General features: G+C 58.9%; 20 protein-coding genes and 1 pseudogene. 5 read left to right on the top strand and 16 right to left on the bottom strand.

Annotated features, from left to right (window positions below; all coding sequences use genetic code 11):
* Positions 1-27: 27 nt before the first annotated feature.
* On the bottom strand, positions 28-1,380 hold the full coding sequence (locus tag AUR64_RS00820) for an aminotransferase class III-fold pyridoxal phosphate-dependent enzyme (RefSeq protein WP_058580052.1): 1,353 nt from the start codon (positions 1,378-1,380) through the stop codon (positions 28-30).
* A gap of 150 nt (positions 1,381-1,530) precedes the next feature.
* Positions 1,531-3,159 (bottom strand): BCCT family transporter, encoded by a 1,629-nt coding sequence (locus AUR64_RS00825; protein WP_058580053.1) that lies wholly within the window; start codon positions 3,157-3,159, stop codon positions 1,531-1,533.
* A 514-nt stretch (positions 3,160-3,673) separates the two neighbouring features.
* Between AUR64_RS00825 and AUR64_RS00830 the strand changes: the two genes are divergently transcribed.
* On the top strand, positions 3,674-4,342 hold the full coding sequence (locus AUR64_RS00830; protein WP_058580054.1) for a hypothetical protein: 669 nt from the start codon (positions 3,674-3,676) through the stop codon (positions 4,340-4,342).
* A 24-nt stretch (positions 4,343-4,366) separates the two neighbouring features.
* On the opposite strand, the gene AUR64_RS00835 is transcribed toward AUR64_RS00830, so the two are convergent.
* Complete coding sequence (locus AUR64_RS00835; protein WP_058580055.1) at positions 4,367-5,746, bottom strand: aspartate aminotransferase family protein; 1,380 nt, start codon at positions 5,744-5,746, stop codon at positions 4,367-4,369.
* A 107-nt stretch (positions 5,747-5,853) separates the two neighbouring features.
* Between AUR64_RS00835 and AUR64_RS00840 the strand changes: the two genes are divergently transcribed.
* Entirely contained in the window at positions 5,854-7,515 is a 1,662-nt protein-coding gene (locus tag AUR64_RS00840) for an aldehyde ferredoxin oxidoreductase family protein (protein WP_058580078.1), read from the top strand.
* A 38-nt stretch (positions 7,516-7,553) separates the two neighbouring features.
* Here AUR64_RS00840 and AUR64_RS00845 read toward each other — a convergent pair whose 3' ends face one another.
* From AUR64_RS00845 to AUR64_RS00855, 3 genes are all read right to left on the bottom strand, one after another.
* Positions 7,554-8,348 carry an IclR family transcriptional regulator gene (locus AUR64_RS00845; protein ID WP_058580056.1) on the bottom strand — a complete coding sequence of 265 codons (795 nt, stop codon included), beginning with the start codon at positions 8,346-8,348 and terminating at the stop codon, positions 7,554-7,556.
* A 1,136-nt stretch (positions 8,349-9,484) separates the two neighbouring features.
* Positions 9,485-9,922, bottom strand: a complete 438-nt coding sequence (locus AUR64_RS00850; RefSeq protein WP_071391181.1) for a hypothetical protein — start codon at positions 9,920-9,922, stop codon at positions 9,485-9,487.
* Positions 9,923-10,018: 96 nt separating this feature from the next.
* Complete coding sequence (locus AUR64_RS00855) at positions 10,019-11,173, bottom strand: cobalamin-independent methionine synthase II family protein (RefSeq protein ID WP_058580058.1); 1,155 nt, start codon at positions 11,171-11,173, stop codon at positions 10,019-10,021.
* Positions 11,174-11,365: 192 nt separating this feature from the next.
* Here AUR64_RS00855 and AUR64_RS00860 point away from each other — a divergent pair, with 192 nt between their 5' ends.
* On the top strand, positions 11,366-11,617 hold the full coding sequence (locus AUR64_RS00860) for a DUF7542 family protein (RefSeq protein ID WP_058580059.1): 252 nt from the start codon (positions 11,366-11,368) through the stop codon (positions 11,615-11,617).
* Positions 11,618-11,761: 144 nt separating this feature from the next.
* Here AUR64_RS00860 and AUR64_RS00865 read toward each other — a convergent pair whose 3' ends face one another.
* The gene (locus AUR64_RS00865; protein ID WP_058580060.1) at positions 11,762-13,864 is read right to left on the bottom strand and encodes an alpha-amylase family glycosyl hydrolase; all 2,103 of its coding nucleotides are present in this window, start codon (positions 13,862-13,864) and stop codon (positions 11,762-11,764) included.
* A gap of 301 nt (positions 13,865-14,165) precedes the next feature.
* On the opposite strand from AUR64_RS00865, the gene AUR64_RS00870 reads away from it, so the two are divergent.
* A complete protein-coding gene (locus tag AUR64_RS00870; protein WP_058580061.1) occupies positions 14,166-15,032 on the top strand; it encodes a DUF7351 domain-containing protein in 867 nt (288 codons plus the stop codon).
* A 65-nt stretch (positions 15,033-15,097) separates the two neighbouring features.
* Here AUR64_RS00870 and AUR64_RS00875 read toward each other — a convergent pair whose 3' ends face one another.
* The 9 genes from AUR64_RS00875 to AUR64_RS20810 form a co-directional block, all read right to left on the bottom strand.
* Positions 15,098-15,409, bottom strand: coding sequence for a DUF7521 family protein (locus AUR64_RS00875; RefSeq protein ID WP_058580062.1), 312 nt, complete (start codon positions 15,407-15,409; stop codon positions 15,098-15,100).
* 1 nt (position 15,410) lies between these two features.
* Positions 15,411-15,782 carry an ArsR/SmtB family transcription factor gene (locus AUR64_RS00880; protein ID WP_058580063.1) on the bottom strand — a complete coding sequence of 124 codons (372 nt, stop codon included), beginning with the start codon at positions 15,780-15,782 and terminating at the stop codon, positions 15,411-15,413.
* Positions 15,783-16,085: 303 nt separating this feature from the next.
* Positions 16,086-17,270: a LolA family protein gene (locus AUR64_RS00885; protein WP_058580064.1), complete on the bottom strand. Its 1,185-nt coding sequence runs from the start codon at positions 17,268-17,270 to the stop codon at positions 16,086-16,088.
* Positions 17,271-17,541: 271 nt separating this feature from the next.
* The gene (locus tag AUR64_RS00890) at positions 17,542-18,552 is read right to left on the bottom strand and encodes an NADP-dependent oxidoreductase (RefSeq protein WP_058580065.1); all 1,011 of its coding nucleotides are present in this window, start codon (positions 18,550-18,552) and stop codon (positions 17,542-17,544) included.
* Between the two features lie 413 nt (positions 18,553-18,965).
* Entirely contained in the window at positions 18,966-19,724 is a 759-nt protein-coding gene (locus AUR64_RS00895; protein ID WP_058580066.1) for an alpha/beta hydrolase, read from the bottom strand.
* Positions 19,725-20,004: 280 nt separating this feature from the next.
* A complete protein-coding gene (locus tag AUR64_RS19705) occupies positions 20,005-20,418 on the bottom strand; it encodes a HalOD1 output domain-containing protein (RefSeq protein ID WP_058580067.1) in 414 nt (137 codons plus the stop codon).
* Positions 20,419-20,460: 42 nt separating this feature from the next.
* The gene (locus AUR64_RS00905) at positions 20,461-21,399 is read right to left on the bottom strand and encodes a helix-turn-helix domain-containing protein (protein WP_058580068.1); all 939 of its coding nucleotides are present in this window, start codon (positions 21,397-21,399) and stop codon (positions 20,461-20,463) included.
* Between the two features lie 77 nt (positions 21,400-21,476).
* Positions 21,477-22,514 carry an LLM class flavin-dependent oxidoreductase gene (locus AUR64_RS00910; RefSeq protein WP_058580069.1) on the bottom strand — a complete coding sequence of 346 codons (1,038 nt, stop codon included), beginning with the start codon at positions 22,512-22,514 and terminating at the stop codon, positions 21,477-21,479.
* Between the two features lie 263 nt (positions 22,515-22,777).
* A complete protein-coding gene (locus AUR64_RS20810; protein ID WP_169794648.1) occupies positions 22,778-22,924 on the bottom strand; it encodes a hypothetical protein in 147 nt (48 codons plus the stop codon).
* Positions 22,925-22,978: 54 nt separating this feature from the next.
* Between AUR64_RS20810 and AUR64_RS00915 the strand changes: the two are divergent.
* Positions 22,979-23,702: pseudogene (locus tag AUR64_RS00915) on the top strand (RNA-guided endonuclease TnpB family protein); the annotation flags it as partial.

Consider the following 23,702-nt stretch of genomic DNA (forward strand, 5'->3'; position numbering starts at 1 on the left):
TCGCCCCAGTCAGTTCGACTACGCGTCTCAAGCTACTGCTTTCGAGGCGACGTCGTCTATCGCCTCGGTGAAGATACCGACACCCATCTCGATTTCGCGCTCGGTTGCGTCCAGCGGTGGCAGTAGCCGAATCGTCTTCTTCCCACAGCCGAGAGTGAGTAAGCCGCGTTTCAGCGCCGCCTGAATCACGGCGTCGCGGCGTTCTTTCGTGTCGAACTCGACGGCGAGCATCAGCCCTTTGCCACGGATATCGTCGACGTATTCGGGAACCTCGTCGCGGAGCATCTCCTTGGCCTGACGGCCACGCTCGGTCGCGTTTCCGAGGAGGTCGTGTTCCTCGATAGCTTCGAGCGTGAACGCACCCTGCATCGAGCCAAGGAGGTCACCCCCGCCGAACGTCGAACCGAGGCGGTTTTTCTCCTCGGGGAAGACGTCTCGCTTCGAGATGGTTGCTCCCACGCGCAGAGCTTTCGCACTTGCAATGACGTCGGGTTCGATGTCGTAGTGGTCCGACGCCCACATCTCTCCCGTCCGACCGACGCCCGATTGAATCTCGTCGACGACGAGCGGGATATCGTACGTCTCGCAGACGTCACCCACCTCGGCCATGAACTCCTCGTTCGGGAACCGATAGCCGCCAACGCCTTGAATCGGTTCGAGGATAGCGAAGGCCACCTCGTCGGGGTCGACGTGGCCGCCTTCTGGTTCGAGTGCGTTCCGCAACTGTGAGCCGTCGTTCCGAGCGAACCCGCAGTCGCAGTCGTCGTACGCCGCGCAGTCGCAGAACGAAATCGTCTTGACGCCCGCGATTTCGGGGTAGTGACGGGTGTACACCGATTTCGAGAACGTGAGCGACAGCGTTCCGAGCGTGCGGCCGTGGAAGCTTCCCTCGAACGCGTAGGCGTACTTCGCGGTCGGTCTATGGTCGTGGGTTATCTTCATCGCGTTCTCGACGGCCTCCGCACCGGAGTTCGAGAGAAACACCGTGTCCATCCCATACTGACTCGACACGTCGACGAGCTTCTCCATCAGATGACTTGCGACCGGGAACTCGGTGGTCTCGGGATTCGGCCCCGCGCCGAAGTACATGTCCTGACCGGCAATCTTCATCGGTTCGACCAGGTCGAACTCGCGGAGTTTCGAGACGACTTTCTCGTTGTTGTAGCCGAGTGGCGCTGCCCCGATGTGGCAGGTGAAGTCCAAGAGGACGTTGCCGTCGACGTCGGTGACGAACGGGCCGTCGGCGTCGGCGGTCACGTCCCAGACGAACTCGTGGGAGTACTCACTCGGTGCGGCGTGTCGCGTGTGGAACTCTATCCAGTCGCGCGCGTTGGGTCCGGGAAGCGCAGCTGTGTCGGGCTCCGCGGTATCCCTATCCATACACAAAGAACGTGTATGCCATACATTAAAAGTTGGTATCGAACAGACGAATCAGTGGGTTGTCAGCAGTCGCTAATACTGCAGAAAACAGCCGACAGCGGCTGTTTTCGACGCGGTTTTGGGCAGGAGACGGCCCGCCACTTCGTTCCGTCAGTCGTCGTCCTGCCCGGCGACTTTCCCCGGCGTCACGGTGCTGTCTTTCTTCGGTGAACCGAGGAACCGCGTCCGTTCCTGTAAGAGCACACCACCCGTCTCCTGTTGGAAGGTCCTGATAAGGCCAATCACGGCCACCAGACAGACGAGCGCGAACGGTGCGCCCGTGATGATAGCCGCCGACTGCAGTGCGTTGACGCCGCCGACGACCATCAGGATGGACGCGACGAGTCCCTGCAGCACCGCCCAGAAAATGCGGTTGATGGAGGACGGATGCTCCTTCCCACCGGTCGTCATCATCGACACCGCGAGCGTCGAGGAGTCCGCCGACGTGACGAAGAACGTCGTCACGAGAACGAGGAACGCGAACAGCAGCAGCGGCCCGACGATGGGCAGCGACCCGAACAGGACGTAGCCCGAGACGGACTCGCCGTACTGGCTGACGGGGCCGAGCAGGGACGCGGTGTTCGAGTTCTGCATGATGACCGCCGAGCCACCGACGATGGCGAACCACGGAACCGTCGCCATCGACGTCGCGCCGATGCCGGCGAAGGCGACTTCGCGGACGCTGCGCCCGCGGGAGACGCGGGCGATGAACAGACCGGCGAACGGCGACCACGCGAGCGGCCACAACCAGTAGAAGACGGTCCACTCGTTCACCCACTTCTCGGCGGCCGCCACGCCCGGTTGCGTGTACAGACTCATCCGGAAGAACTCGCCGACGAATCCGCCGACAGCCTGCGTTGACAGCTCGAGAATACGGAACGTCGGGCCGAAGACGAGCGTCGCCACCATCAGAGCCAAGAACAGCAGCATGTTGAAGTTCGAGAGTCGACGGATACCCCGGTCGACACCGAGCACCAACGAGACGGTGAAGATAACCGTCATCCCGGTGATGACGAGGACGGTGCCGATGTCGCCCAGTTGGATGCCCCACTGGAAGTTCAGTCCGGTGATGAACTGACTGCCGATGAAGCCGAGCGACGTCGCCACACCGCCGAGGGTTGCGAACACGGCGAGAATGTCGATGGTCTTGCCGAGCGGGCCGTTGACGCTGTCAGCGCCGAGAATCGGCGTCAACACCGCCGAAACGCGAAGCGGCGCGTCGTAGTTGTAAACGTAGTAGCCGATTGCCAGCCCCATCACGGTGAAGCAGGACCACTGGGTGAGACTCCAGTGGAAGATGGAGTACTGTACGGCGATGGGCATCGCCGCCGTCGACTCGGCGGCCGCACCGTACAGCGGTGGAACCTCCGAGTAGTGAAACAGTGCTTCCGCCGGTCCCCAAAAGACGATGCCCGCCGCCAGTCCGGCGGAGTACATCATCGAGAAGTACGAGAAGTAACTGTACTCGGGGTCGTCGTCACCGAGTCGCAGTTTCCCCCACGGGCCGAAGATGACGAAGCCCAAAAAGAGGACGAACCCCAGCATCACAAGAAGGAAGAACCAGTTGAAGTACGACAGCACCCAGAGACGGACGCCGTCGACGAGTTCGTACGCTCGGTCGGGACTCACCGCGAAAGCGGCGACGAAGAGCAACGTGATAGCCGCACCGAACGCGAAAATCACCGGTTCGATTTCGTCGAAGAACTGAGCCACTGCCCCTTGGTCGTCGGAAGTGGCCATCTCTCAGCACCTCCTCTCTGACCGGACGGGATACCGCCCAGTCGGTTCGCTGCCTTCGACCCGCTCCGGCCGGCGTCGGGCACGGTACTGTACGTCGTCTGGTCTGTCGGGTGTATCGGTATTGGCGTACATGAGCCTGTCCCCTGTGAACACTTACTGTGCTATACGGTGTCGCACAGCATGGGAGTCAGCAATGAGACAGTTAAGCGTTACCCTTGCTGAGACCACAGGATACAGTATCTGTACACCACCTATCGACGGCGGCGACGCTCGCGTCACTGGAGCAATAGTGACGAACATCGAGGCAAGCGAAGAGTCGGTGTGTCTTCTCGCAGGCGGCCGTCGACGAGCAGTAGCGAGTTCGAGTGACGTCCAGTGGTGAACCCACAGCGTCGAGATAGCGGCATACACAAATTTTGAACCCCTGTTTCCAGATACACAATCGAGTCATCGAACGAGAAACCGGCAGACAGAGGTCGAAATCCTTACTTCCGTTAATCCACACGAACTGTGTATGGAGAGCACCCCCGACGACGCGGACACTCCCGACGACGCGGAAACCTACGACGGTTTGGCCTACTCAGCGGACCGCGACCGCGGCATTCTCACGCCCAGCGACAGGGAGTATCTCCTCGGCCGGAAAACCGACTACACCGACCACTCGAAGAAACAGAAACGTAACCGCATCCGACGCCGCCTCCGGAACGCTATCCTCGACTTTACGATTCTCTTCGAACATCTCGAAGCCCGGGACCGAGAGACGCTGTTCGACCCCGACGACGCCCGTGACGCGTACACACAGGGAATCACCGACATGCTTGCGTTCTTCCATCTCGGAACGATGGGTTACCACACGCCGTTCAAAGACATGCTCGCACGGGGAGTGAACAAAGCCGAACAGGAACTCGCCGGCTCCGACTACCGGATGGTGACCGTCGACTTCAACGTCGAACCTGTTGGTCGAATCGACGTCGACGACGTCGTCGACAAACTGGAGTACGGCGAGTTCGGCGAACTCACCGACGAGGAACTCCGCGCATTCACCCGACTACTCGCAGACTCCGACGATTTCTCGGCGACCGACGTCCGCTCGGAGATGAAAGCGCAGATGACCGAGTTCATCGAACGAGTCGACACCGCGACCGAACACCGTGAGCGTCGCCTCGAAGAACTGAACGACTGAGCGAAGGTCGAAAGAGAAGGAAACTCAGACCCGCTGTGTCTCGGTCGTGACGGACTCTATTGCGTCGACGATGATGTCGAGCGCCGTTTCTGCCAACTCTTCGGTGAGTACGAGAGGCGGGAGGAGTCGGAGGACGTTGCCGTGCCGCCCAGCCTTCCAGATGAGCACGCCGTGTTCGAAGCAGTAGTCCTGAATGGCGTCGGCCATCTCACCGTCGGGGTGTCCCTGTTCGTCGACGAGCACTGCGCCGATAAACAGTCCTTTGCCGCGGACCTCGGCGATGTGCGGGTTACTCTCGCCGACGTCTCTGAGACGGGCACGAATGTACTCGCCGAGGTCACGAGCGTGCGCCAACAGGTCGTGTTCTTGGATGTACTCGATAGCGCGAGTTCCTGCGCGCATCGCCACGACGTGCCCGCGGTACGTCCCGGCGTGGTCACCTGAGCCCCACGTGTCGAGGTCGTCGTGGTAGATGGTCGCCGACAGCGGGAAGCCAGTGCCGCCGAGCGCTTTCGCGGAGGTCATCACGTCGGGCGTGACGTCGTACCACTCGCTGGCCCACCACCGTCCGGAGCGCCCGAGACCGCTCTGTATTTCGTCGAACACGAGCGGGACCTCGTTGTCGTCGGCGATGTCTCGAAGCCCCTTCAGGAACCCTTCGGGGGGAGCGACGACACCACCTTCGCCTTGAATGGGTTCGACGAAAATACCCGCCGGGTTTGCGAGGCCGCCGTAGGGGTCCTCGAAGATGGCTTGTACCTCTTCGAGAGCGTGGTCGACGGCCTCTTGCGGACTCTTGTTCTGCTCGAAGGGGTTCGGATACGGTGCGTGGACGACATCGGGAAGAAGCGGCGTGTAGTTGCCTTTGAACTTCTTGTTGCCGGTGATACTCATCGCGCCGCTCGTCGCACCATGGTACGCACCGCGGAAGGCGACGAGACCCGTTCCTTTCGTGTTGTACTTTGCGAGTTTGATGGACGCTTCGACGGCGTCGCTACCGGTCGGACCGCCGAAGACGACTTTGCTGTTGCCGCTGAGATTTCCGGGTGCAATCTCTCCGAGTTTCTCGATGAGTTCGAGGCGGGCCTCCGAGGGGAAATCGACCGTGTGGACGAGTTTATCCGCCTGTTCGTGGACCGCCTCCAAGACGTAGGGATTGGCGTGGCCGACGTTCAACACGCCGATACCGGCGAACATGTCGATGTACGTGTTGCCGTCGACGTCGCGGACGGTTGCTCCTTTTCCCTCCTCGAACGCGACAGGGATGTCCTCGGGATACGCCACCGCGCTGCTGTCGATTTCGCGTTGTTTCTTCAGAAGAGCCCGAGAGTTCGGTCCCGGAACGGAGTCGACGTTCGGTGCGTCGTCGTACTGTAGTTCGGCTATCGGTGGCCCAGCAGTCATAATCGACACCATGGGGAACAGTCATAAAAACATTGTCCACGGTTACCATGGATACGGTACACAGTGTCCGTAACCAATTTGGGGGTGGGCAAAGGACTGTCATGGTAATGTTGCACACAGTCGGACCGCTTCTGACGGTCGACGTCGGGAAGAAGAAGAGTCGGACGGAGAACATCGACAAGCTACTCGAATCCTACATCGGAGGGCGAGGCGTCGCCACGAAACTCGCACACGACCGGATTCCGTTCGATGCCGACCCGTTCGGGGAGGAGAACCGCCTGTTCTTCACGACGGGGCCGATGCAAGCGTCGACCATGAGTTTCACCGGACGGATGAACTGCACCGGCGTCTCGCCGCTCACCGACGGGTTGGTCTCGTCGAACGCCGGAGGATTCATGTCGCGGAATTTTGCTGATACGGGTTACGCCGCCGTCGAACTCGTCGGCGTGAGTGACGAGTTGCTCGCTGTCCACGTCACTGACACCGACGTCGAGTTCGAGGCGGTACCGGAACTCGAAGATGCACCCGTCTCAGAAGTGGGTGCGTACATGGAGGACGAGCACGGTCTCGGCGTCGACAACCTCGCCGTTGCTGGTCCCGCGGGCGAGAACCACGTCCGCTTCGCATCTATCATGACGAGCGGGGAACGGGCGTTCGGACGCGGTGGTCTGGGGGCAGTGATGGGTTCGAAGAACGTGAAGGCGATAAGCTTCGACGGTGACTCCGCGCCCGATATCGATATTCCATCGAAGCAGATGGAGATTCACCGTGAAGCAGCAACCGACGACCACATCATGAAACGGCAGGGGACGGTCGCAGTGATGGACCTCGCCAACGAAATCGGTGGACTTCCCTCCTACTACTTCTCCGAGCAACAGTTCGAGGGCGTCGAAGGAATCAACGGCGACGCCGTCGAGTCGAAGAAGTACAAGAAGGGAACCTGTTCGGCCTGTGCGTTCGCGTGTAAACTCCCGACGAGAGACGAGGAGCGAGGCGTCGAAACGGAGGGACCGGAGTTCGAGGTGGCGATGGCGTTCGGGTCGAACGCCGGTGTCGACGACATCGTCGACGTGATGAAATCGAACGAACTGTGCGACGAACTCGGACTCGACGCTATTTCGGCGGGCAACACTATCGCCGCGTATCTCGCGGCCGAAGACGAGTTCGGTAACCGAGAGCTGATTTGGGAACTCGTCGAGAAAATCGCTCGTCGAGAGGGCGTCGGCGACGACCTCGCCGAAGGAATCGACCGTGTTCACGACGAGTTGGGTGTCGAAAATTGGACGGTAAAGGGCCTTGACTTCGCCGCCCACGAGGGACGCGTCCTCCACGGACAAGGACTGTCGTACGCGGTAGCGAACCGCGGTGCCGACCACATGTACGCCGTCTTCTACTCGCAGGAGTATCCCCTTGTCCCAGAAGCCGACGCGATGGACCCGACCGGACTCGACGGGAAGCCCCAGCGCCTCATCGAGAAAGAAAACCAGATGGCGGTCAACGACAGCGGCGTCGTCTGCAAGTTTTCGCGCGATTTCATGACCCCCGAGCGATACGAGATGCTGTTCGGTGCCGAGTTCGGGGAGTTGCTCGCAGTTGGCGACCGAATCGTCACGCTCGAACGTCACTTCAACAACCGGCGTGGTTTCGACCGCAACGACGACGTACTCCCGTACGACCTTCCCGACTTCGAGGCGGCGCTCGACGAATACTACGACCGACGCGGATGGACGAACGACGGTGTCGTCCCCGACGACGAGGTACCCGTGTAGCAGCGAACGGTCGACGAGTTCGTTCTCCAGGTTGACGGTCAGTCTCGCTCGTCACTCGACGGCGCACCGTACATTTCGGAAACCTTTCGCTCGAACGTGGCGACGGCCTCGTTCAGCATCTCGACCTGTGCGGCTTTCGTCTCGTCGTCGATAGCGTAGGATGGGCCCGAGAGGTTCAACGAACCGTACACTTCCCCACGAGGGGATTTCACCGCCTTCCCCACGGCCCAGAGACCCTCGATAGCTTCTCCGTCGGTCTCGGCGTAGCCTCGTTCGCGGACCTGTTGGAGTTCGTCTAACAGTTCTGCCTCCGTGGTGATGGAGCGCTCCGTAGAGGCCGGCAGCCCCCACTGGTCGACAATTTCGTGGACTCGCTGTCGGGGAAACTCGGCGACGATGGCTTTCCCCGAGGCCGTCGTGTGGATGTGAAACGGACTTCCGTCGACGAGAAACTGTGGGAAGTTCGTGAAGTCGAGGTCACCGTACAGCGAGACGATTCGACCGTTCTCCTCGACGGCGAAGTCTGCCTCCAGCGGCGACTCCTGTGAGAGGTGTGCGATTGCCTCCTCCGCGATGCGTCGGTACTCCTTTCGAGTTCTAACGTAGTCTCCGAGGTGACAGAACTTCGCTCCGAGGCGGTACTGGTTGTCCTCGCTGACGATGTACCCGTATCTCATGAGCGTGGTGAGATGGCTGTGGACGGTGCTCTTTGCGAGGTTCGACGCCTCCGCGAGTTCGGCCAATGTTGCCCCCTCCAGTTCGAGGATATGGTCGACCAACCGAAGCGAGAGCGCAGTCGTCTGGAGCACCCGTCCTGTGTCTCGCTTTGTCATAGCCGTCTGTCAGACGGAATCACCAAAACTGTTTGTGACGGTGTTCGAATCTCCGTTTCGTGTTCGTAGTCACTGCCCGACTCCGTTTACTCAGTCTTCGAACACGTACACAGTGTCAAAAGGTACATCGAACTGTGTCTCTGTTTACGAGACGCGGACATTTATACCAGCATACGCATCGAAATATCTGCGGAAGTGTGCCGTTGGACTGTCGTGCTAACGAGATAAAACGCCACAGTGCGTATTGTACGCAGTAGCACAGTCTATACTGGACCACGAACCGGGTGTGTCCCCCGAGAAAGAGGCTCAATTCGCAAGAGCCGAACGGGGCTTTCGGCGAAGTCGTGCAACACTCCGTCCCCATAACAAGCATAGTACTGTTATCTAGGGCGCTAGATTGTGACATACAACAGGAACTGGTGCCGATTTTTGCGATTGATGCATTTCCTAGCGGGAATAACCGAGAGAAAACTGAATAACATCGGGGAGAGGAAGTTGCTGCGCCCTCTTTGGTGTTAAATGTTCACAACTCTCGAACGACGTTTTCGCAGGTTCCTCAGTGCGAGAGACAAGGAAAATACGGCTGTCAGGGTCCAATCGATTCGGATCGGACTCGACTTTCAATCTACTGAGAGAACCGTATCCGTGATTTAGGCGGCAAACGAGTGAACGACCGGCGCAACAGCAATCAGGCTTGTATGAGATGTGCATAATTACCAACTTACAAGATATGTCAATTTCAACTTAATACTACATGAGCGTGATCGGGTTTGCAAATACAACAAATCGCCGAGGAGAGTGTCAGGGCGATCGTTCGAGTTATACAATGAGAACGTAATGACGAACCACATTTCTGATAACAGAAATCGGGGTTTCTGGACAGGCCCACAGACAACCACCTCCTGAGTTGAAACAGTTATTCTAACACAATGAAAATCCGGTCCGGATATTATTATCACAAAGATTGTAATTCTAATATAGTAGTTCGCCGTTAGCGAACAATCGAGAAACAGTCCAGATTTTCATGTATGGAGGTAATCATTATCAACCGTTGTCAAAAAGCCTGCTCGGGGTTCACTCAGTATCTGAGGCCCTCAGCAACAGCGACTGTGGACTGAACTCGTGACCGAGATGGCTCAAAGACGGCCGTTTCCGATGTAAACGAGAGTCAACGTGCCAATGAGCACGAGTATCGACGAAGCGAAATCAGGGAGCGGGACAGCTTCGTCTCCGAGGAACCCTATCAGAACGAGCGCAACTGCGATACTCGACAACAGTCGGTGCGTGAGCAGTTGGGCAGCGAACACGCGGGAGGTCCAGTAGAGCGCCTCTACTGCCGACGAAACCGTCCCCTCGAACGAAAACGTCTCATCTGGATTGTCGACGACTTCGTAGTCACCGAGGCTGTCGCGTGCGACAGTAACCGTCTGACCCGTGTGGACGCGCTTTCCATCCGCGTCCGTGATACGGAGAAGGGTAACTGATTCGTCGGAGATACCGACGACACGATACGTGCCGTCCGAGCGGTTACCAGCCGTCGACTGGTAGTGTGCGTACATGGAGGGGTTGGTCATTGGTGTAGATTCTCGATATCTGATGATAGGTGTGACGAACGTCGCGTATTTGAGGAGGCGATAAAGAGAACGAACGTACCGTCCTGCGAGCAGTCCTCAGTAGATGCGCTCGCTTGCGATTTCGGCACCCTCGACGAGCGCTTCCAACTTCGCCCAGGCGATTTCGGGGTCGACCATGTCGAGACCTGCTTGCGTGCCGAACCCACAGTCCGGCGCTGCAACGAGCGGTGTCGAATCGTCGACTTCGTCGGCGACTCGCTCCAAGCGGTCCGCAATCGTCTCTGGATGGTCGATGATGTTCGTTTTCACGTCGACGACGCCGGGGATGAGTGTCCACCCCTCAGGAAGCGGTTGTTCGGCGAACGTGCGGTACTCGTGTTGGTGGCGCGGGTTCGCCTGCTCGATGCTGAGGCCGGTGATGTCGGCCTCGTAAATCTCGGGGAGCATTTCGACCAAATCAGTGTCGAGGTGGTGCGGCCCTTCGTAGCTTCCCCAGCAGGTGTGAAGCCGAACTTGGTCCTCCGGGACGTTCGCCAGCGCCTCGTTGAGCGCTTCGACGTGGAGTCGTGTCGCACCTTTGATTTCCTCTAAGGGTGCATCGGCGTACGCCGCCGTATGTCCAACTGTGAGCAGTTCGGGGGCGTCGATTTGGAGCGTCATTCCGGTTTCCGCGACCAGTTCGTACTCCGCTGCCATCGCCTCCGCGACGGCGAAGAGATACTCCTCGTATGAGTCGTAGTAGTCGTTGACGTGTGTGGCGGTGACGACGCTGGGTGACGCCGACGTGATGAACGTCTCTTCGACGTCGGCACCGACTGCCGAGAGCGCATCTTGGAACTCCGCGAGTTCGGCCTCGGCGTCCTCCTGTCCGGTGTACTCGACAGCGTCGGTAACGACTGGATGCATCGAGAGGTCGATAACGTCCGTTTTGAACGTCTCTTCGGCGTAGTCGGGGAACTCCTGGAGATCCGCCCAGAGTTCCTGCTTGCGCTTGCCTTCGATACCGCTGAGGCGGCCCGCCACGTACCAGTTGAACGAGACGCGGGACTGTTCGCCGTTGTTGATGCTGTCGAGTCCAGTTTCGACTTGGCGCTCGACGATGTCCCGTGTGGCGTCTGCAACAGTCGTCTCCCACTCCTCGGCGTCGACATCCTCACCGTCTTGACGCTTCTTGAGGAGTTCGAGCAGTTCTGGTGGGCGAGGGAGACTTCCGATGTGCGTCGTCCGAATGTGGCCGTCGTTTGCTGTCATCGGGTACTCACGTGAGTAATATAGCCTTGCTCAAATATAACTCACGGTATTCGAGAGTCGAGAGCGGTCAATCTCCGGGAGTTGCCAGAGCAAGCAGCACACTCCCTTTCGGCCCGTGTGAGGACACAGCGTCTGCACGGTGAACTCCGAACGGACCGGTGTACTTTCGTCGTTCTAGACCGAATCATCGGTATGAGCGAGGGAAACGTCGTCGTCACGTGTCGTGACTGTACGCTCGAAGAATCGTTCGAGAATCTGGGGCGTGCACGCGTCGCGCTCGACGACCACGAATTGGAGACCGGTCACGACGTCGACTGGCGAATCATTCGCGTAGCCGGAGGGGTCGAGCAAGCAGGTGCTGATGCCGGCGTCTGTGGCATTCCCGGCTGTGAGAACACCGATTCGGCACTCCTCGATTGGCAGAACACGGACGGCGAAAAGTGAGTGTTGCCAGGCGCTCTGCATCGAATCTAGGAGTACGTCTGACGCGACGCAGTAGCCCAGATATTTCCGACAGAAGGATAGCGAGGACACCGACGATGAGCGGAACTTCGAGCGTGTTCCCGTACGGAAATCGATTCCCGTCGGTTACTGGTTCGTGTCCAAGACGAGAACGTTGTCGACGGTCACTTCGGTCTCGTCATCGGCGGGTGTCGTCACGTCGGCACCCGTTACGAGGTCAGTGTCGCCAACTGCTTCGTCGAGAGTTACCCTCGCAGATTCCGAACCGAAGTTGAGCACGACCAGCACACGGTTCTGACCGTCGTCACGGGCGAACGCAACTACTTTTTCGGACTCGGCGACGAAGCCAACGCGCTCGACGGCCCCCCTACGGAGGACGGCGTGTTCGTCGCGGGCGTGACTGAGTCGCCGGTGGAAGTTCGTGAGTTCGGTATCGCCGTCGTGCCACGTCATCGGACCGCGGTACTCCGTCATGCCACGTTCCTGGCCGGCGTAAATCATCGGTGCGCCCGGTAAGGTGAACGTCGTGGCCGCTGCTGCACGGAGCGCGGCCTCGTCGCACTCGTCGAGATAACGGTCCTCGTCGTGATTTTCCACGTAGCGCATGTGGACTGAGCTGTCGGGGAAGCCAGCGGACTCGATATCGTCGAGTGCGTCGAGAACAGCCGTGGCCGGTGACTCGTCCCTGCCGATATCACGCAGCGCGTAGTACAGCGAGGTGTCGTAGTGTGCGTCGAACTCTTGGTCGTGATAGTCGGGGTCGTGTGGAACAGTCTCGTCGAGCCAACCGAACTCCGGATGGCTCTCGTTGACACGTTCGCGAGTCTCCTTCCAGAAGCCGTGAGGGACACCCCAAGCGACGTCACAGCGGAAGCCGTCGACCACGTCGGCCCACTCGTCGACCACGTCGAGTAAGTGCGAGCGAACCGCGAGAGAGCCGTAGTTGAAGTTCGGAATGCGTTCCCAAGCGAAATATCGCTCTGCCCGTTTGTCCGACTCACCGGGACCGCGCGAGCGTGAACTCGGCTCTTCGGCCGGCGTAAACGCGTCTGCGCGTTCCTCCCAAACGTACCAGTCTCGGTACTCGGGCACGTCGGCGGCGCTCATCTGGAAGAACGGGTGTTCGCGGTCGGAGTGGTTGATGACGAGGTCGAACATGACGGTCATCCCACGGTCGTGGGCCGCGTCGACGAACGACTCGAACTCCGCTCGTGTCCCGAGGTCGTCGGCCATCTCGAAGAAGTTCGTGATGTGGTAGCCGTGCGTCGTCGGACTCTGAAGTACCGGCGTGAGCCAGATACAGTCGACGCCGAGCGAGTCGATGTAGGCGAGTCGACGTTCGAGTTCCTCGAACGTGGTCGGTGGACGCTCGCCGGCGAACGACCGGACGAATATCTCGTAGATGGTCGCGTCCGCGAGCCACTCAGGTGGGCCGTTCGGTCGTCCGACGGTGACTTTTCGGGTATCTTCGACCGGCATCCGAAGGTCGACGACGTCCGGCACACTGTGACGCTCGCCGACCGCGACAGCGTGGATACGTGTCCGTTCACCGAGTTCGGAACGGGGAATCTTCATCGTCCGTTCGGTTGTTTCGATATCGGCCGGACTGAGGTCGTCACGGTCGTCGACGTAGAACTCGACGGTGAGGTCACCGTCTTCGAACTGGCTCTTCGGTGCGGCCGTAGGTTGTGCGGAGACGACGACCGTTTCGTCTTCGACATCGGCCCGGAGTTGGAGTTTCGGCCGACCCGGTCCCGGTACGCGAACGTTGCCACCCGGGACCCAGAACGCCCCGGGTGCGGAGAATCCGAACCGGTGAACGCCCGGCGAGAGCCGTTTTTTGACGCCGACCATACCGTCTTCGACCGTCGGCTGGTCCGCACCGAGGATGTGCTCGTTGAACAGACCGATAACCGAGACGTCGGCTAAGTCGTCGGCGTCTCGCGGAAACTCGTCGAGTGGGTAATCCAAACAGGTCAGCCTCCGGTCGTCGGGGAACACGCGAACCGTGAGGTCGTGTCGACCGTCGGGAGCGTCGAGCGTTACCCGGTACGTACCCGGCGCGTCCGGTTCGAAGTCCAAAACCGGACTCTCGCCGAGTGTTGCTGTACTCTCTTCGGGTTGCTCCAGTATCGACCAGACGTACTCGGCTGTCGGGTCGGGGTCGCGTGGGGCGAGTTCGACTGCGGTACCGACTGTCGTAAACCGCGGCGGTCCAGGATGGTGCATCGTCACTACCAGAGCACGGAGGAGGGCCAGTTAACTGTCAGCAGAACAGATTTCGGGTGTCGTATTCGACACCTTGTCTCGCCGGTTCCGAGTCGGAACGCGGCGCGAGCGGATGCTCACGGTCGCTATCGGTCCGTCTACCGGTCGCCACCGAGTCGGGACCTCGGACGCTTCTGGAGAGGTTCGGTGTCGATTGCAGGCCTCGTTGTGAAGAAATCTTCAGGTGGCCACTCCGAGTCGAAAGCGAGGGTCGTCAGAGCTAGAGAGACAGTTTCACGGTCAGTGTCGTCGAACGGCGAGCATGGACGAGCGAACCGAGGACGTCAATCGGGAGGCGGCAGCCACTGCACTCGGTGCGTTAGCCGACGAAGCACGTATCGACATCCTCCTCGCCCTCTGGCAGTCCGACTCGCTTGGGTTCGTCACGCTTCAAGAAGCGGCTGGATTCGACGACAGCGGGCGGTTCAACTACCACCTCGACAAACTCGTCGGGCGGTTCGTCGCAAAGACGGACGACGGGTATCAACTCACGCCCTCGGGAGCGAAGGCCGTCGACCTCGTTCTCGACGAGCGATTCGGTCCCACGCCACCATCTGTCGACCAGTCCGCGGGAGCGGACTGTCCACGCTGTGATACCGAACTCCGGGCACGCTACGAAGATGGTGACCTCAGCCTTTCGTGCCCCGACTGTGAGACCCTGGTCCACTACGGGTACTTCCCACCGCGTGGTCGGGTGACGCGAAACGCCGACGATTTTCTCGACGCGTACTCACGACGTCTCTGGCGGGATTTCACGCTCGCCCATCGCGGAGTTTGCCCGCACTGTAGTGGCCGAACGGACACGCGTGTCGAACCGGACCCCGACTGGTACATTGGATACGCCGCCCAGAGTATCTGTACCGACTGTGGCGCCACCGCTGGTTCGACAATCGGACTCCGTCTTCTGGCCGACCCAGCAGTCGTCACCTTTCTCGATTCTCACGGTATCCGTGTCGACGAGCGCCGATTTTGGACCTTCGACTTCTGTCTCGACGACGGAGGAGTCAGGGTCGATTCGACGGACCCACTCCGGTATCTCGTTCCCATCGAAGCAGACGGTGAGATACTCGAAGTCACGGTCGACGAATCCGCGACAGTCGTCGAAACCGCGAGACGACGACCTCGGTAGCGTCGATTCCGTAGTATGTGTGTGTGTGTGGCTTTCAACGAAAAGAGCAGTGACCGTTGTGGAAGTCAGCCACGCGAATGCAACGAGTACGCAATCAGCAGCACGCCGAGGAACTGAAACAGTCGCGTTACGAGTGTGAGCGGTTGCTGATACTGTAGCCCGAGAAGGCCTTCGTGGAGTAGAATAGACCCCACAAACGCGGTGGAGAATGCAACGGCCGTGAGGAGAAACAGGCCCAGAGAGAGCGCCTGCATCGTCCGACTGTCGTGGCGGCGGTAGCCGCGGTACGCTTGGTAGCCGACGTAGCCACCGACGAGCGTCGAGCCGAGCGCGAGTGCGACGATGGCCCAGTCGATGACGGCAGCCGCGGTAGTCATCTCACAGGTCCTCCCACATCTTCGTGAAGCGGTCGGCGGTGTCGCTTTCGCGTTCTCCGGGGAACGATTCCTCGTCGATGCGTGCTATGGAGGATTCGAAGGAACCAGCGTCCAACTGGAGCGAGAACTCCGAGAGCGTGGCTGTGTACACGCTATAGTGATTGTTCTTGGTCCGAATCTTGGTCTGTTCGTCGAGAAGCCGGTGTGCTCGTAGCTGTTCCACCCGGCGGTAGACCGTCGGCTTGGACATCTCGCACTCGTCGGCAAGCTGTTGTGCTGACATCGGTTTGATACTCGTCGCTGCGAGGATGTCCCGGGCGTACTCGTCGCTGAGGATATCGAGGACCTCACCCAGCGTCGGTTCATCGCTCACGTTTCGGTTGGATGACTACTCGTCGAACTAATAGGCCCATGGGTTTCAAGCCCGGCCGGTCACGGGGACCGAATTGGGGCTAAAGTACGATAGGGCCGTCAGAGCAGTACGGCGATACTGTGGAGGGGTTAGTGCGTCAGGGGAGACTGCAATGGGGGCCGTCGTGCTGTCAGAAGGCACATCACGATACTGCTCATGACGGCAGTACGTCGGTTGGTCGGTAGACCCCATTGCATTCCAATCGATGAGCTATCGGATAATATAACGCGGCGACGAGTTTCTGACCCAGAAATTCGTCTACTTTCACGTGTTACAACCGACGGACTGGCCGATTTCGACCAGTCGGTCCGGTTCGAGGTCTGTTCCCCGGACGCTGTACCCGTAGCCGTTGCAGTCCCACGAGAGCGAGGTGGTCGGGCCGTAATCGAAGGCCGCCGGTTGACCGTCGATTGTCACATCGCGCTGGTCGGAGTCGATGCCGATAGTGCGGTTGAACTTTGCGACGGTGAGTTGTCGTCCGTCCGCAGCGTAGCGGAGTCCGACTCCATCGATACGGCCCGTCGTCTGCGTGGCGTAGACCAACTCGAACTCCGAAGGGATGGTCGGGTCCGGTACAGAAAGCGAACTCTGTGCTTTCAGGTCAGCGCGGCTTCGATACCACTCCGTGTTGGGGACGTTTGGTCGCTGTACGCTCGTGTCGGCGTTTCGCTCTGGTTGGAACGTATCTGTCGAAATCGGTGTGTCGAACGTCACGTTGGTGTACGTCGTCGTCACCGAGCGCTGAGTACCGTTGTCGGTCCACGCCGTCTGTTTACGGAGCGGGTACAACCGTTCGGTGTCGACCCACAGTCGCTGTTCGTAGCGGTTACGACTCACCTCGTCTGTGGGTACGACGTCGAGTACGTACGCCTCACGCCCGCCGACAGAGTCGATTTCGACGAAATCGACGGTGTAGCTCCGATTCGCGTCTACTTGTGGAGCGATGCCCGTGTGTCGGGGCAAGACCGGCAGGGGTGACACGCCGATAGACTGTGGCCGGCCTGCTTGGTCGGCCAGTTCGGCGGCGACGAACAGTCGCTGGAGTCGAGCGCCAGTTCGTGATTCCGCAGGCGAGTTCGAGAGTTGGATAGCGTCGATAGCGTTCTCCTCGGTGTCGTGGAGCCAGAGCGTCGAACCGTTCGAGACCTGGAGGTCGTACTGACGGGTTCCGGCGTCGTGGAAGCGAACCCGTTTCTTATCGCTCCCCGGAACGAGGGTGACAGTTGCCGCGTTCTCGGACGTGACGGTTCCGTTGGTTCGTATCAGGACCGTCTGCGTTCCAGTGAGGGTGTCGACGGCGCGGTACCGTTCGGTCACGTTCGCGTCGACTGACGGACTCGAATCCTCGAGCACACCCCCCGACCCCAAGAAAGCGATTGGGAGCGCAACGGCGAGGAGCAAAAACACGAGGAGTGTCCGTTGATTGAATCGGGATAGAAGTCTGGTCATGCTGGTTGAACGCTGGGCCGTAGTTCGATTGCGTGTCGGATAGCAGGTGGTTAAATACTTCCGGACATTCTGCGTTCAAATTCAACAAAGAACGTTGACATTTGGCCCAGAACATCCAGCTCTACAGAAGCCGCTCACCTTGTACTGCAATCGGTTATCGATGAGAATCAGAATCGAGACAACCGAAAGAAACAGCGATATGAGACACACGGGCAGCAGTCGCCGTGCCCACAGCGCGCCTCAACTACCCATTGGTGTTATTCCAAGGTAGTCACTCAGCCACTCGGACGACCTGTTTGCCGATGTTGTCGCCCGAGAACAGGCCGAGGAACGCGTCTGGTGCATTCTCCAACCCATCGACGACTGTCTCGCGGTGGGCTATCTCGCCGTTCGCCACCCACTGTGCGAGTTGTTCGCTTGCGGTTCCGAACCGAGTCGCGTAGTCGCCTACGAGAAGTCCTTGGACTTTCGCACGCGGGGCGATGAGCAACGGCAGCTTTCGAGGGCCTGTCGGAACGTCCTCGTCGTTGTAGTGGGCAATCTGTCCACACACTGCGACCCGGGCATCGAGGTTCAGTTTCGTGAACACGGCATCCGTAATCGGGCCGCCGACGTTGTCGAAGTAGACGTCGACGCCCTCCGGTGCAACATCGTCCAGTGCCGCCCCGTAGTCGTCGGTGTCCTTGTAGTTGATTGCAGCGTCGAATCCGAGGTCGTCCGTAAGCCACTGCGTTTTCTCGTCTGACCCGGCGAATCCGACGACGTAACAACCGTTCAGTTTGGCGATTTGACCGACGACCGACCCAACTGCACCCGCCGCCCCGGAGACGACGACGGTGTCTCCGGGCTTGGGTTCGCCGACATCGAGCAAACCGAAGTACGCCGTCCGTCCCGGCATCCCGAGGACACCGAGATAGGCCGGGAGGTCGGCAACCTCGGGGTCGACGGGGGCGACGTCGTCCGCGTCGACGACACTGTACTCCGACCACGTTCCTTGTCCGGTGACGAAGTCGCCCGCGTCGTACTGTTCGCTCTTGCTCTCGACGACTTCACCGACGATTCCACCTTTCAGTACGTCTCCAACGTCCCACGGTTCTGCGTACGACTCGGTGTCTCGCATTCGACCGCGCATGTACGGGTCTACGGAGAGATACCCGACGCGGACGAGAAGGTCACCGGCATCGGGGTCCGGAACGGGTTCCTCTCTGAGTTCGAAGCTGTCCGCATCCGGTTCTCCGTCCGGTCGCTCCGCGAAATACCAACTCCGGTTTGAGTCTTCCACGTTCTATCTCGGGCGATTTTCGTCAATGAGGCTTCTGAAAGCGGTGGGCTTGGCTGACACCGAAAGCAACCGATGTTTTCGGTTTTCCCGGTCAAGACGTGAAGCATCTCGGCGACGGCGGACAACCGTAACTCAATCGACAGAGCGATACAGTGGCGGGATTCGAGAAATGAGAATCGACTGATGCGATTCGGGAGTCAAAGAGGAGAGCCGCCGATGCAGAACGCATGGACGACCACTCCACCCTCAAGTTGCACCCGGAAACGCCACAGTTGGGCGCGTATATCACACTGTACATCCTGATTGTATAACTACCGGGATGAGTCCGTCCGCCGGGTTCGTCGATGAAGTCACCGGCCTCGGATTCGCTCGTACAGAGAAAATTTGGCAACTGAACTTTTCTGTCACTGTCACTAGATGGCGTCGGCAGTCTCAGCAGGCGACGAGTGGTTTCTCAGCCACGGGACGAGAACGTCAGCGAGTCGCTGATGTGCGTCGTCGTACGAGAGCGATGCAGGTGAGTCTCCACGCTGTCCTCGGTACGAACCGAACTGTGTGTGGTTCATCCCCTCGATTTCGTAGACCGTCGCTTCCGGCGGTAATCGACTCTTCGCCTCCCGGTAGTTCTCACGGTTCAGCACCGTATCCGCGCTTCCGGTGACGCTGAGGGCAGCAAACGACTCGTTTCGTACGTCCACGTTGCAGTACGACGCGAACAAGACGAGTCCGTCGACGTCCTGTGAATCTGCGTACTGGCAGGCGGCAACACCGCCGAGCGAGTGACCACCGACGAACCATGTGTCGATACCGGGGCGTTGCGTCCGAATGCCCTCGGCCGCATCGGTGTCGAGGAGCGCAATATTGAGCGGCACCTCCGGGATAAACACCGTGACGTTCGTCCGCGCCACCACTGGTGCGAACGTGCTGTAATAAGCGTCAGGAGCGACGCGTCCCCCAGGGTAGAACACGAGCCCGACAGTGGAGTTGGTCTCCTCCGGGGCGAGGACGTGTACGCCGTCTTCGGTCGTAACCGATACCCGGGAGTCATCCACGACTTGCTGGACCGACGACTGCGGTCCGTGATACGGCGTCGAAAAGTAGGCTACAATACCGGCGCTACCGACGATGAATACCACAAACACGACTGCAACTCCTCGCTTCCACCAACTCATGTTCAGAACAGTGTACCACGCAGATAATCAACGTTTGTTCGGCGAGCGACACTCGCCACACACGTGGTCTCGAATTGCGTGACAGCCCCTGACTGTTCTCTGCTTACGAACGATACGCCTGCCACAGTCGAGCAAGCTGAGACACAGTCGTCCGACAGCAGACGAATGCGGTCACAGCCAGTTCAGCAAAGAGGCCAGCTACTCACGACCGAATCGGTGGCGTCACCGTTCTCGTGACGGCATTCGACATCTCGGGAGTACGAAGTTGGGATGGATTGTATTATCCGTCAACAGTGATGATCCCGTTGTCACTGACCGTTACCTGGTATCCACAGTATGGGAACCGAATATCGTACTGTAACTTCGTGCTTTCGTCGGAGACTGCCTCGAATATGTCGGGGTCGATTACGTCGAAAAGGACGGGAAGGTCCTGTGCATCGACTCCTTTCTTTTCTGCAACGGTCTCAATCACTGACGTGAGAATATGTCCGCTATTTTCGATACGAGTAGTCGAGCGACTGTCGACGCTGGTTATCTCTACCTCCCAGATTTGGTCGTCTCCCCAAGAGACTTCCCAGTGGCCTCGAATATCGACGGCGTTCGATTCGGACTCCGAAACGAGGTCAGAGAGTGCCGCCTGAAAACCACTTTGAGAAGCGACCGTATCACACACTGACTCACTCTGCTCGGCCATGTAATCATTATCCAGACGGACCGACCTAACTACTACATCTGACTAGTCAGGATTCGGATTTTCGTCTCCTCGAAGCATACAGGTGATAACAGTTTCTTCTGCAGAACGAAGATGTTCGTGAAATGTCTGCTTTGTGATTCCCATACTCGCCGCAATCTGTTCGCCCGTACTCGTCTTTGGAGTCGAGAAGTACCCGGCGTAGTATGCAGATTGGAGAGCAATCCACTGACGCGGAGATAGTACGTCTTCGATAAGCTGGCGGAACAAGCGAGGTGTGTAAACCAAGCGCTTCGAGACGAGTTCTAAATCGGGGTAAATATCCTCCACTGAATCGAGAATCGAAGATGGGTCGACCGAGTACGGCAGTGCTGCATCGATGGTGATCGTACCGTCTTTGATTACCGCCGATTTCAGACGGCCACCGAGTTCTTCGAAGATAGCTAATAGCGAATCGTTCGACCCGACAACCTCGACTCGACAGGAGTCTGCGTGAGTGCTGAGTAAACGCCCGCCCAAATTAGTCGAGTAATGCTGTTCTATCTCCAGTAGGTCCTTTGGAGAGATTCCACTTGCATTCCAGTACTGAAGATGAGTCTCCCCGTCGAGGCGAACGATTCCGTCAACGACTACCTCCGTGTCCTCGCTTCCAGCGTCTAGCAGTGGCTTTGCGATTTTTGCTGACCGAAAGACGAACTCCCAGGTTGGTGTTGCGACGATTTGCGCATCCGCTCCGACTGCGGCAGTCTCTCTGGACACCGTGCCTTTGGGTGGTTTCCAAAACACACGGCCGCTTGCACCGACCTTTTTCGACCGAAGCAGTCCCTCTTTCACCATCGCAACCAGTTTTTTGAGCGCAGTCCGACGAGCGCACCCGATACTATCTGCGACTTCAGCCGATGTCAACGGTTCATATGGGTCAGGCAGCTGAGTAAACACATCGGTGATTTTGTCGAAGCTAGTCATCGGGCCCGTCTCTCTCATACGAGACCGGGGGCAAGCCACGGATTTAGCAATTCCGCCGGCGGCACGAGCCAATCAGAGACCCGACCAGATGACAGTTAGACACGAACACGGGGATTTAGTCCAATGCCCTCTGCTAAGAGTTCGTGTGACCGGAGTCCGGTTTCGTGGTCGTCGACGACGTGTTGAATCATCAGTTCGTCCACACCAACACGGTCGGATAGTTGCGCTAACAGCCCTGCGAGGGTTTCGGGGCTACCGGAAATCGCGCGGGGCCATTCCCCGTCATCCAGCGTTGCAGGCGTCGGCTCGGGAACGCCACCGAGTTCATCGATAGCCTCCTCCACCGTCGGTCTCGTCCCGACCACTCCACGCTGGAGTCGCTGGAACGACGCTTCGGCCACCGCTCGCTGTCGTGCTGCCTCTTCGTCAGTCGGGGCGCAGACCGCATTTACTGCAACTACTCCCTTCGGTTCCTCGACGCTCCCTGCTAACTTCGACGGCGTGAACTGACTGCGATACTCCTCGAACGCCTGAGTCGCAAACTGCGGGCGTATGAACGCGGCAAAGCAGTACCGAAGCCCGAGTTTCCCGGCGAGCGCAGCGCTCGATGGACTCGACCCAAGCACCCACGGTGTGGGCGGTCCCTCGCTGGAGGATGGTATTTGCAACTTGCCGTACGGATGTCCGCCCGGATACTGGTCGTACAGGTGGTTGACGACAGCCTCAATTTTCTCGGCGTGGTCCTCGTCGGGATTCTCGACGTAGCGGTCGGTTCCGAGCGCTCGGTCAGCCGCTGGTGACCCGTTCGCACGTCCGAGCCCAGCATCGATACGTCCCGGTGCGAGCGCGTCCAGCGCACCGAACTGTTCGGCGACCTTGAACGGACTGTAATGATTCAACAGTACTGCTCCCGACCCGAGTCGAATCGACTCGGTTTCGCCGGCGAGTCGTCCGAGCAGTACTTCCGGTGTCGTCCCCGCAAGCGTGTCGGCCATTCCGTGGTGTTCGGCCACCCAGAACCGAGAGTATCCGAGTTTCTCGGCCTGCTTGGCCGTCTCTACGGTGTTTTCGTACGCCTCTGTCGCAGTGCCGCCGCGGGGGACCGGGGACAAATCGACGATAGAAAGTTCCACGTTTGGCCTCGACGATTGCGAGGAATAACACTTACCACTCACCAACCGTTTGCCGGCAGTCTGCACAGCACACAAATCCGTGGCAACCTTAGCCGTTCTGTAACTGGCCTCTACCGCTACGCATCTCGATTTTCTCGGGGGACCTCACGGAAATGAATTCAGTGAATGAACACCGTGAACACATGTAATGAACACGCTAAAGAGACACCGACCGGCCGGACCATCTTCCAGCAAGGAGGGAATCCGACACTTTCCCGAACTAACTATTCCTCGTCGCTCGGTTGGGACTCCAACGTGCGTTGCGCCTTCAGTAGCATACCCTTCCATGTGAACCCGTAGTGGTCTTTCGTCTCTTTCAACGACTCGTACTGCTCCTCGTTATCGAACTCAATTTTCACGTACTTCGTCATGCTCTGTGTTACGTATTAGTTACTCTTAAGTGTGTATGATTCGTACAGAGTATTGTGTCTGCAACCGCGAACAAGACGCTGGAAGCCACGCTCGCACCCCCCACACAGTGCAAAGAGCAACGCCTCCAACAAATCCTCACCGAGTACCGAGAGGCACTCCACGAGGCGTTCGACAGTGGTTGCACGACGATGAGTGCCACGAACGACGTGGTGACGCCGTACAACCTGCCGTACCAAGCGAAAGACGCCCTCAAATCCTACGTCCCGAAACTTCACAAGAAGTACAACGCGAAAGAGTTGGACGACGAACATCCACTCCGATTCGTGAATCGAGCCGGGAAGTTCGACCGTGACTCCGAGCGCGAGTACGAAATCTGTTGGAATGTTCCGCAACCCGGTCGCGGAACCAACTTCTGGATTCCACTCCGACTGAATCCCGACCAAGAGGAGTTGTGGGGAGAGATGCTCGATGACGAGTCGAGTACCAAAGTGGGCGAACTTCGCTTGCAGAAACACCGGAAGACGTGGACACTCCACGTTACCGTCGAATACGAAATCAAGGACACTTCCGAACTCCCCGAGAACCCGACTCGGGTTGGATTCGATATTGGTGAGTCGATGTTGGTTGCGGGCTGTGCCCTCCAACACGACACCCCCACCAAACCACTGTTAATCAACGGGAAAGAAGCCAAGCGAATCTGCAAAGAGATGTTCACGACGCTCAAGCGACTCCAAGAGCGAGACGCTTCTGAGTGGCGCGTCGAAGAACGCTTCTCGT

The sequence above is a fragment of the Haloprofundus marisrubri genome, from assembly GCF_001469955.1.
Classification (GTDB): Archaea; Halobacteriota; Halobacteria; order Halobacteriales; family Haloferacaceae; genus Haloprofundus; species Haloprofundus marisrubri.

Coding starts and splice junctions, on each gene's coding strand:
- AUR64_RS00855 (WP_058580058.1), bottom strand. CDS start 11,173: ATGACAGCAAACGACGGCCACATTCGGACGACGCACATCGGAAGTCTC.
- AUR64_RS00835 (WP_058580055.1), bottom strand. CDS start 5,746: ATGACTGCTGGGCCACCGATAGCCGAACTACAGTACGACGACGCACCG.
- AUR64_RS00840 (WP_058580078.1), top strand. CDS start 5,854: ATGTTGCACACAGTCGGACCGCTTCTGACGGTCGACGTCGGGAAGAAG.
- AUR64_RS00905 (WP_058580068.1), bottom strand. CDS start 21,399: ATGAGAGAGACGGGCCCGATGACTAGCTTCGACAAAATCACCGATGTG.
- AUR64_RS00820 (WP_058580052.1), bottom strand. CDS start 1,380: ATGGATAGGGATACCGCGGAGCCCGACACAGCTGCGCTTCCCGGACCC.
- AUR64_RS19705 (WP_058580067.1), bottom strand. CDS start 20,418: ATGGCCGAGCAGAGTGAGTCAGTGTGTGATACGGTCGCTTCTCAAAGT.
- AUR64_RS00870 (WP_058580061.1), top strand. CDS start 14,166: ATGGACGAGCGAACCGAGGACGTCAATCGGGAGGCGGCAGCCACTGCA.
- AUR64_RS00830 (WP_058580054.1), top strand. CDS start 3,674: ATGGAGAGCACCCCCGACGACGCGGACACTCCCGACGACGCGGAAACC.
- AUR64_RS00860 (WP_058580059.1), top strand. CDS start 11,366: ATGAGCGAGGGAAACGTCGTCGTCACGTGTCGTGACTGTACGCTCGAA.
- AUR64_RS20810 (WP_169794648.1), bottom strand. CDS start 22,924: ATGACGAAGTACGTGAAAATTGAGTTCGATAACGAGGAGCAGTACGAG.
- AUR64_RS00845 (WP_058580056.1), bottom strand. CDS start 8,348: ATGACAAAGCGAGACACAGGACGGGTGCTCCAGACGACTGCGCTCTCG.
- AUR64_RS00825 (WP_058580053.1), bottom strand. CDS start 3,159: ATGGCCACTTCCGACGACCAAGGGGCAGTGGCTCAGTTCTTCGACGAA.
- AUR64_RS00885 (WP_058580064.1), bottom strand. CDS start 17,270: ATGACCAGACTTCTATCCCGATTCAATCAACGGACACTCCTCGTGTTT.
- AUR64_RS00875 (WP_058580062.1), bottom strand. CDS start 15,409: ATGACTACCGCGGCTGCCGTCATCGACTGGGCCATCGTCGCACTCGCG.
- AUR64_RS00865 (WP_058580060.1), bottom strand. CDS start 13,864: ATGCACCATCCTGGACCGCCGCGGTTTACGACAGTCGGTACCGCAGTC.
- AUR64_RS00895 (WP_058580066.1), bottom strand. CDS start 19,724: ATGAGTTGGTGGAAGCGAGGAGTTGCAGTCGTGTTTGTGGTATTCATC.
- AUR64_RS00850 (WP_071391181.1), bottom strand. CDS start 9,922: ATGACCAACCCCTCCATGTACGCACACTACCAGTCGACGGCTGGTAAC.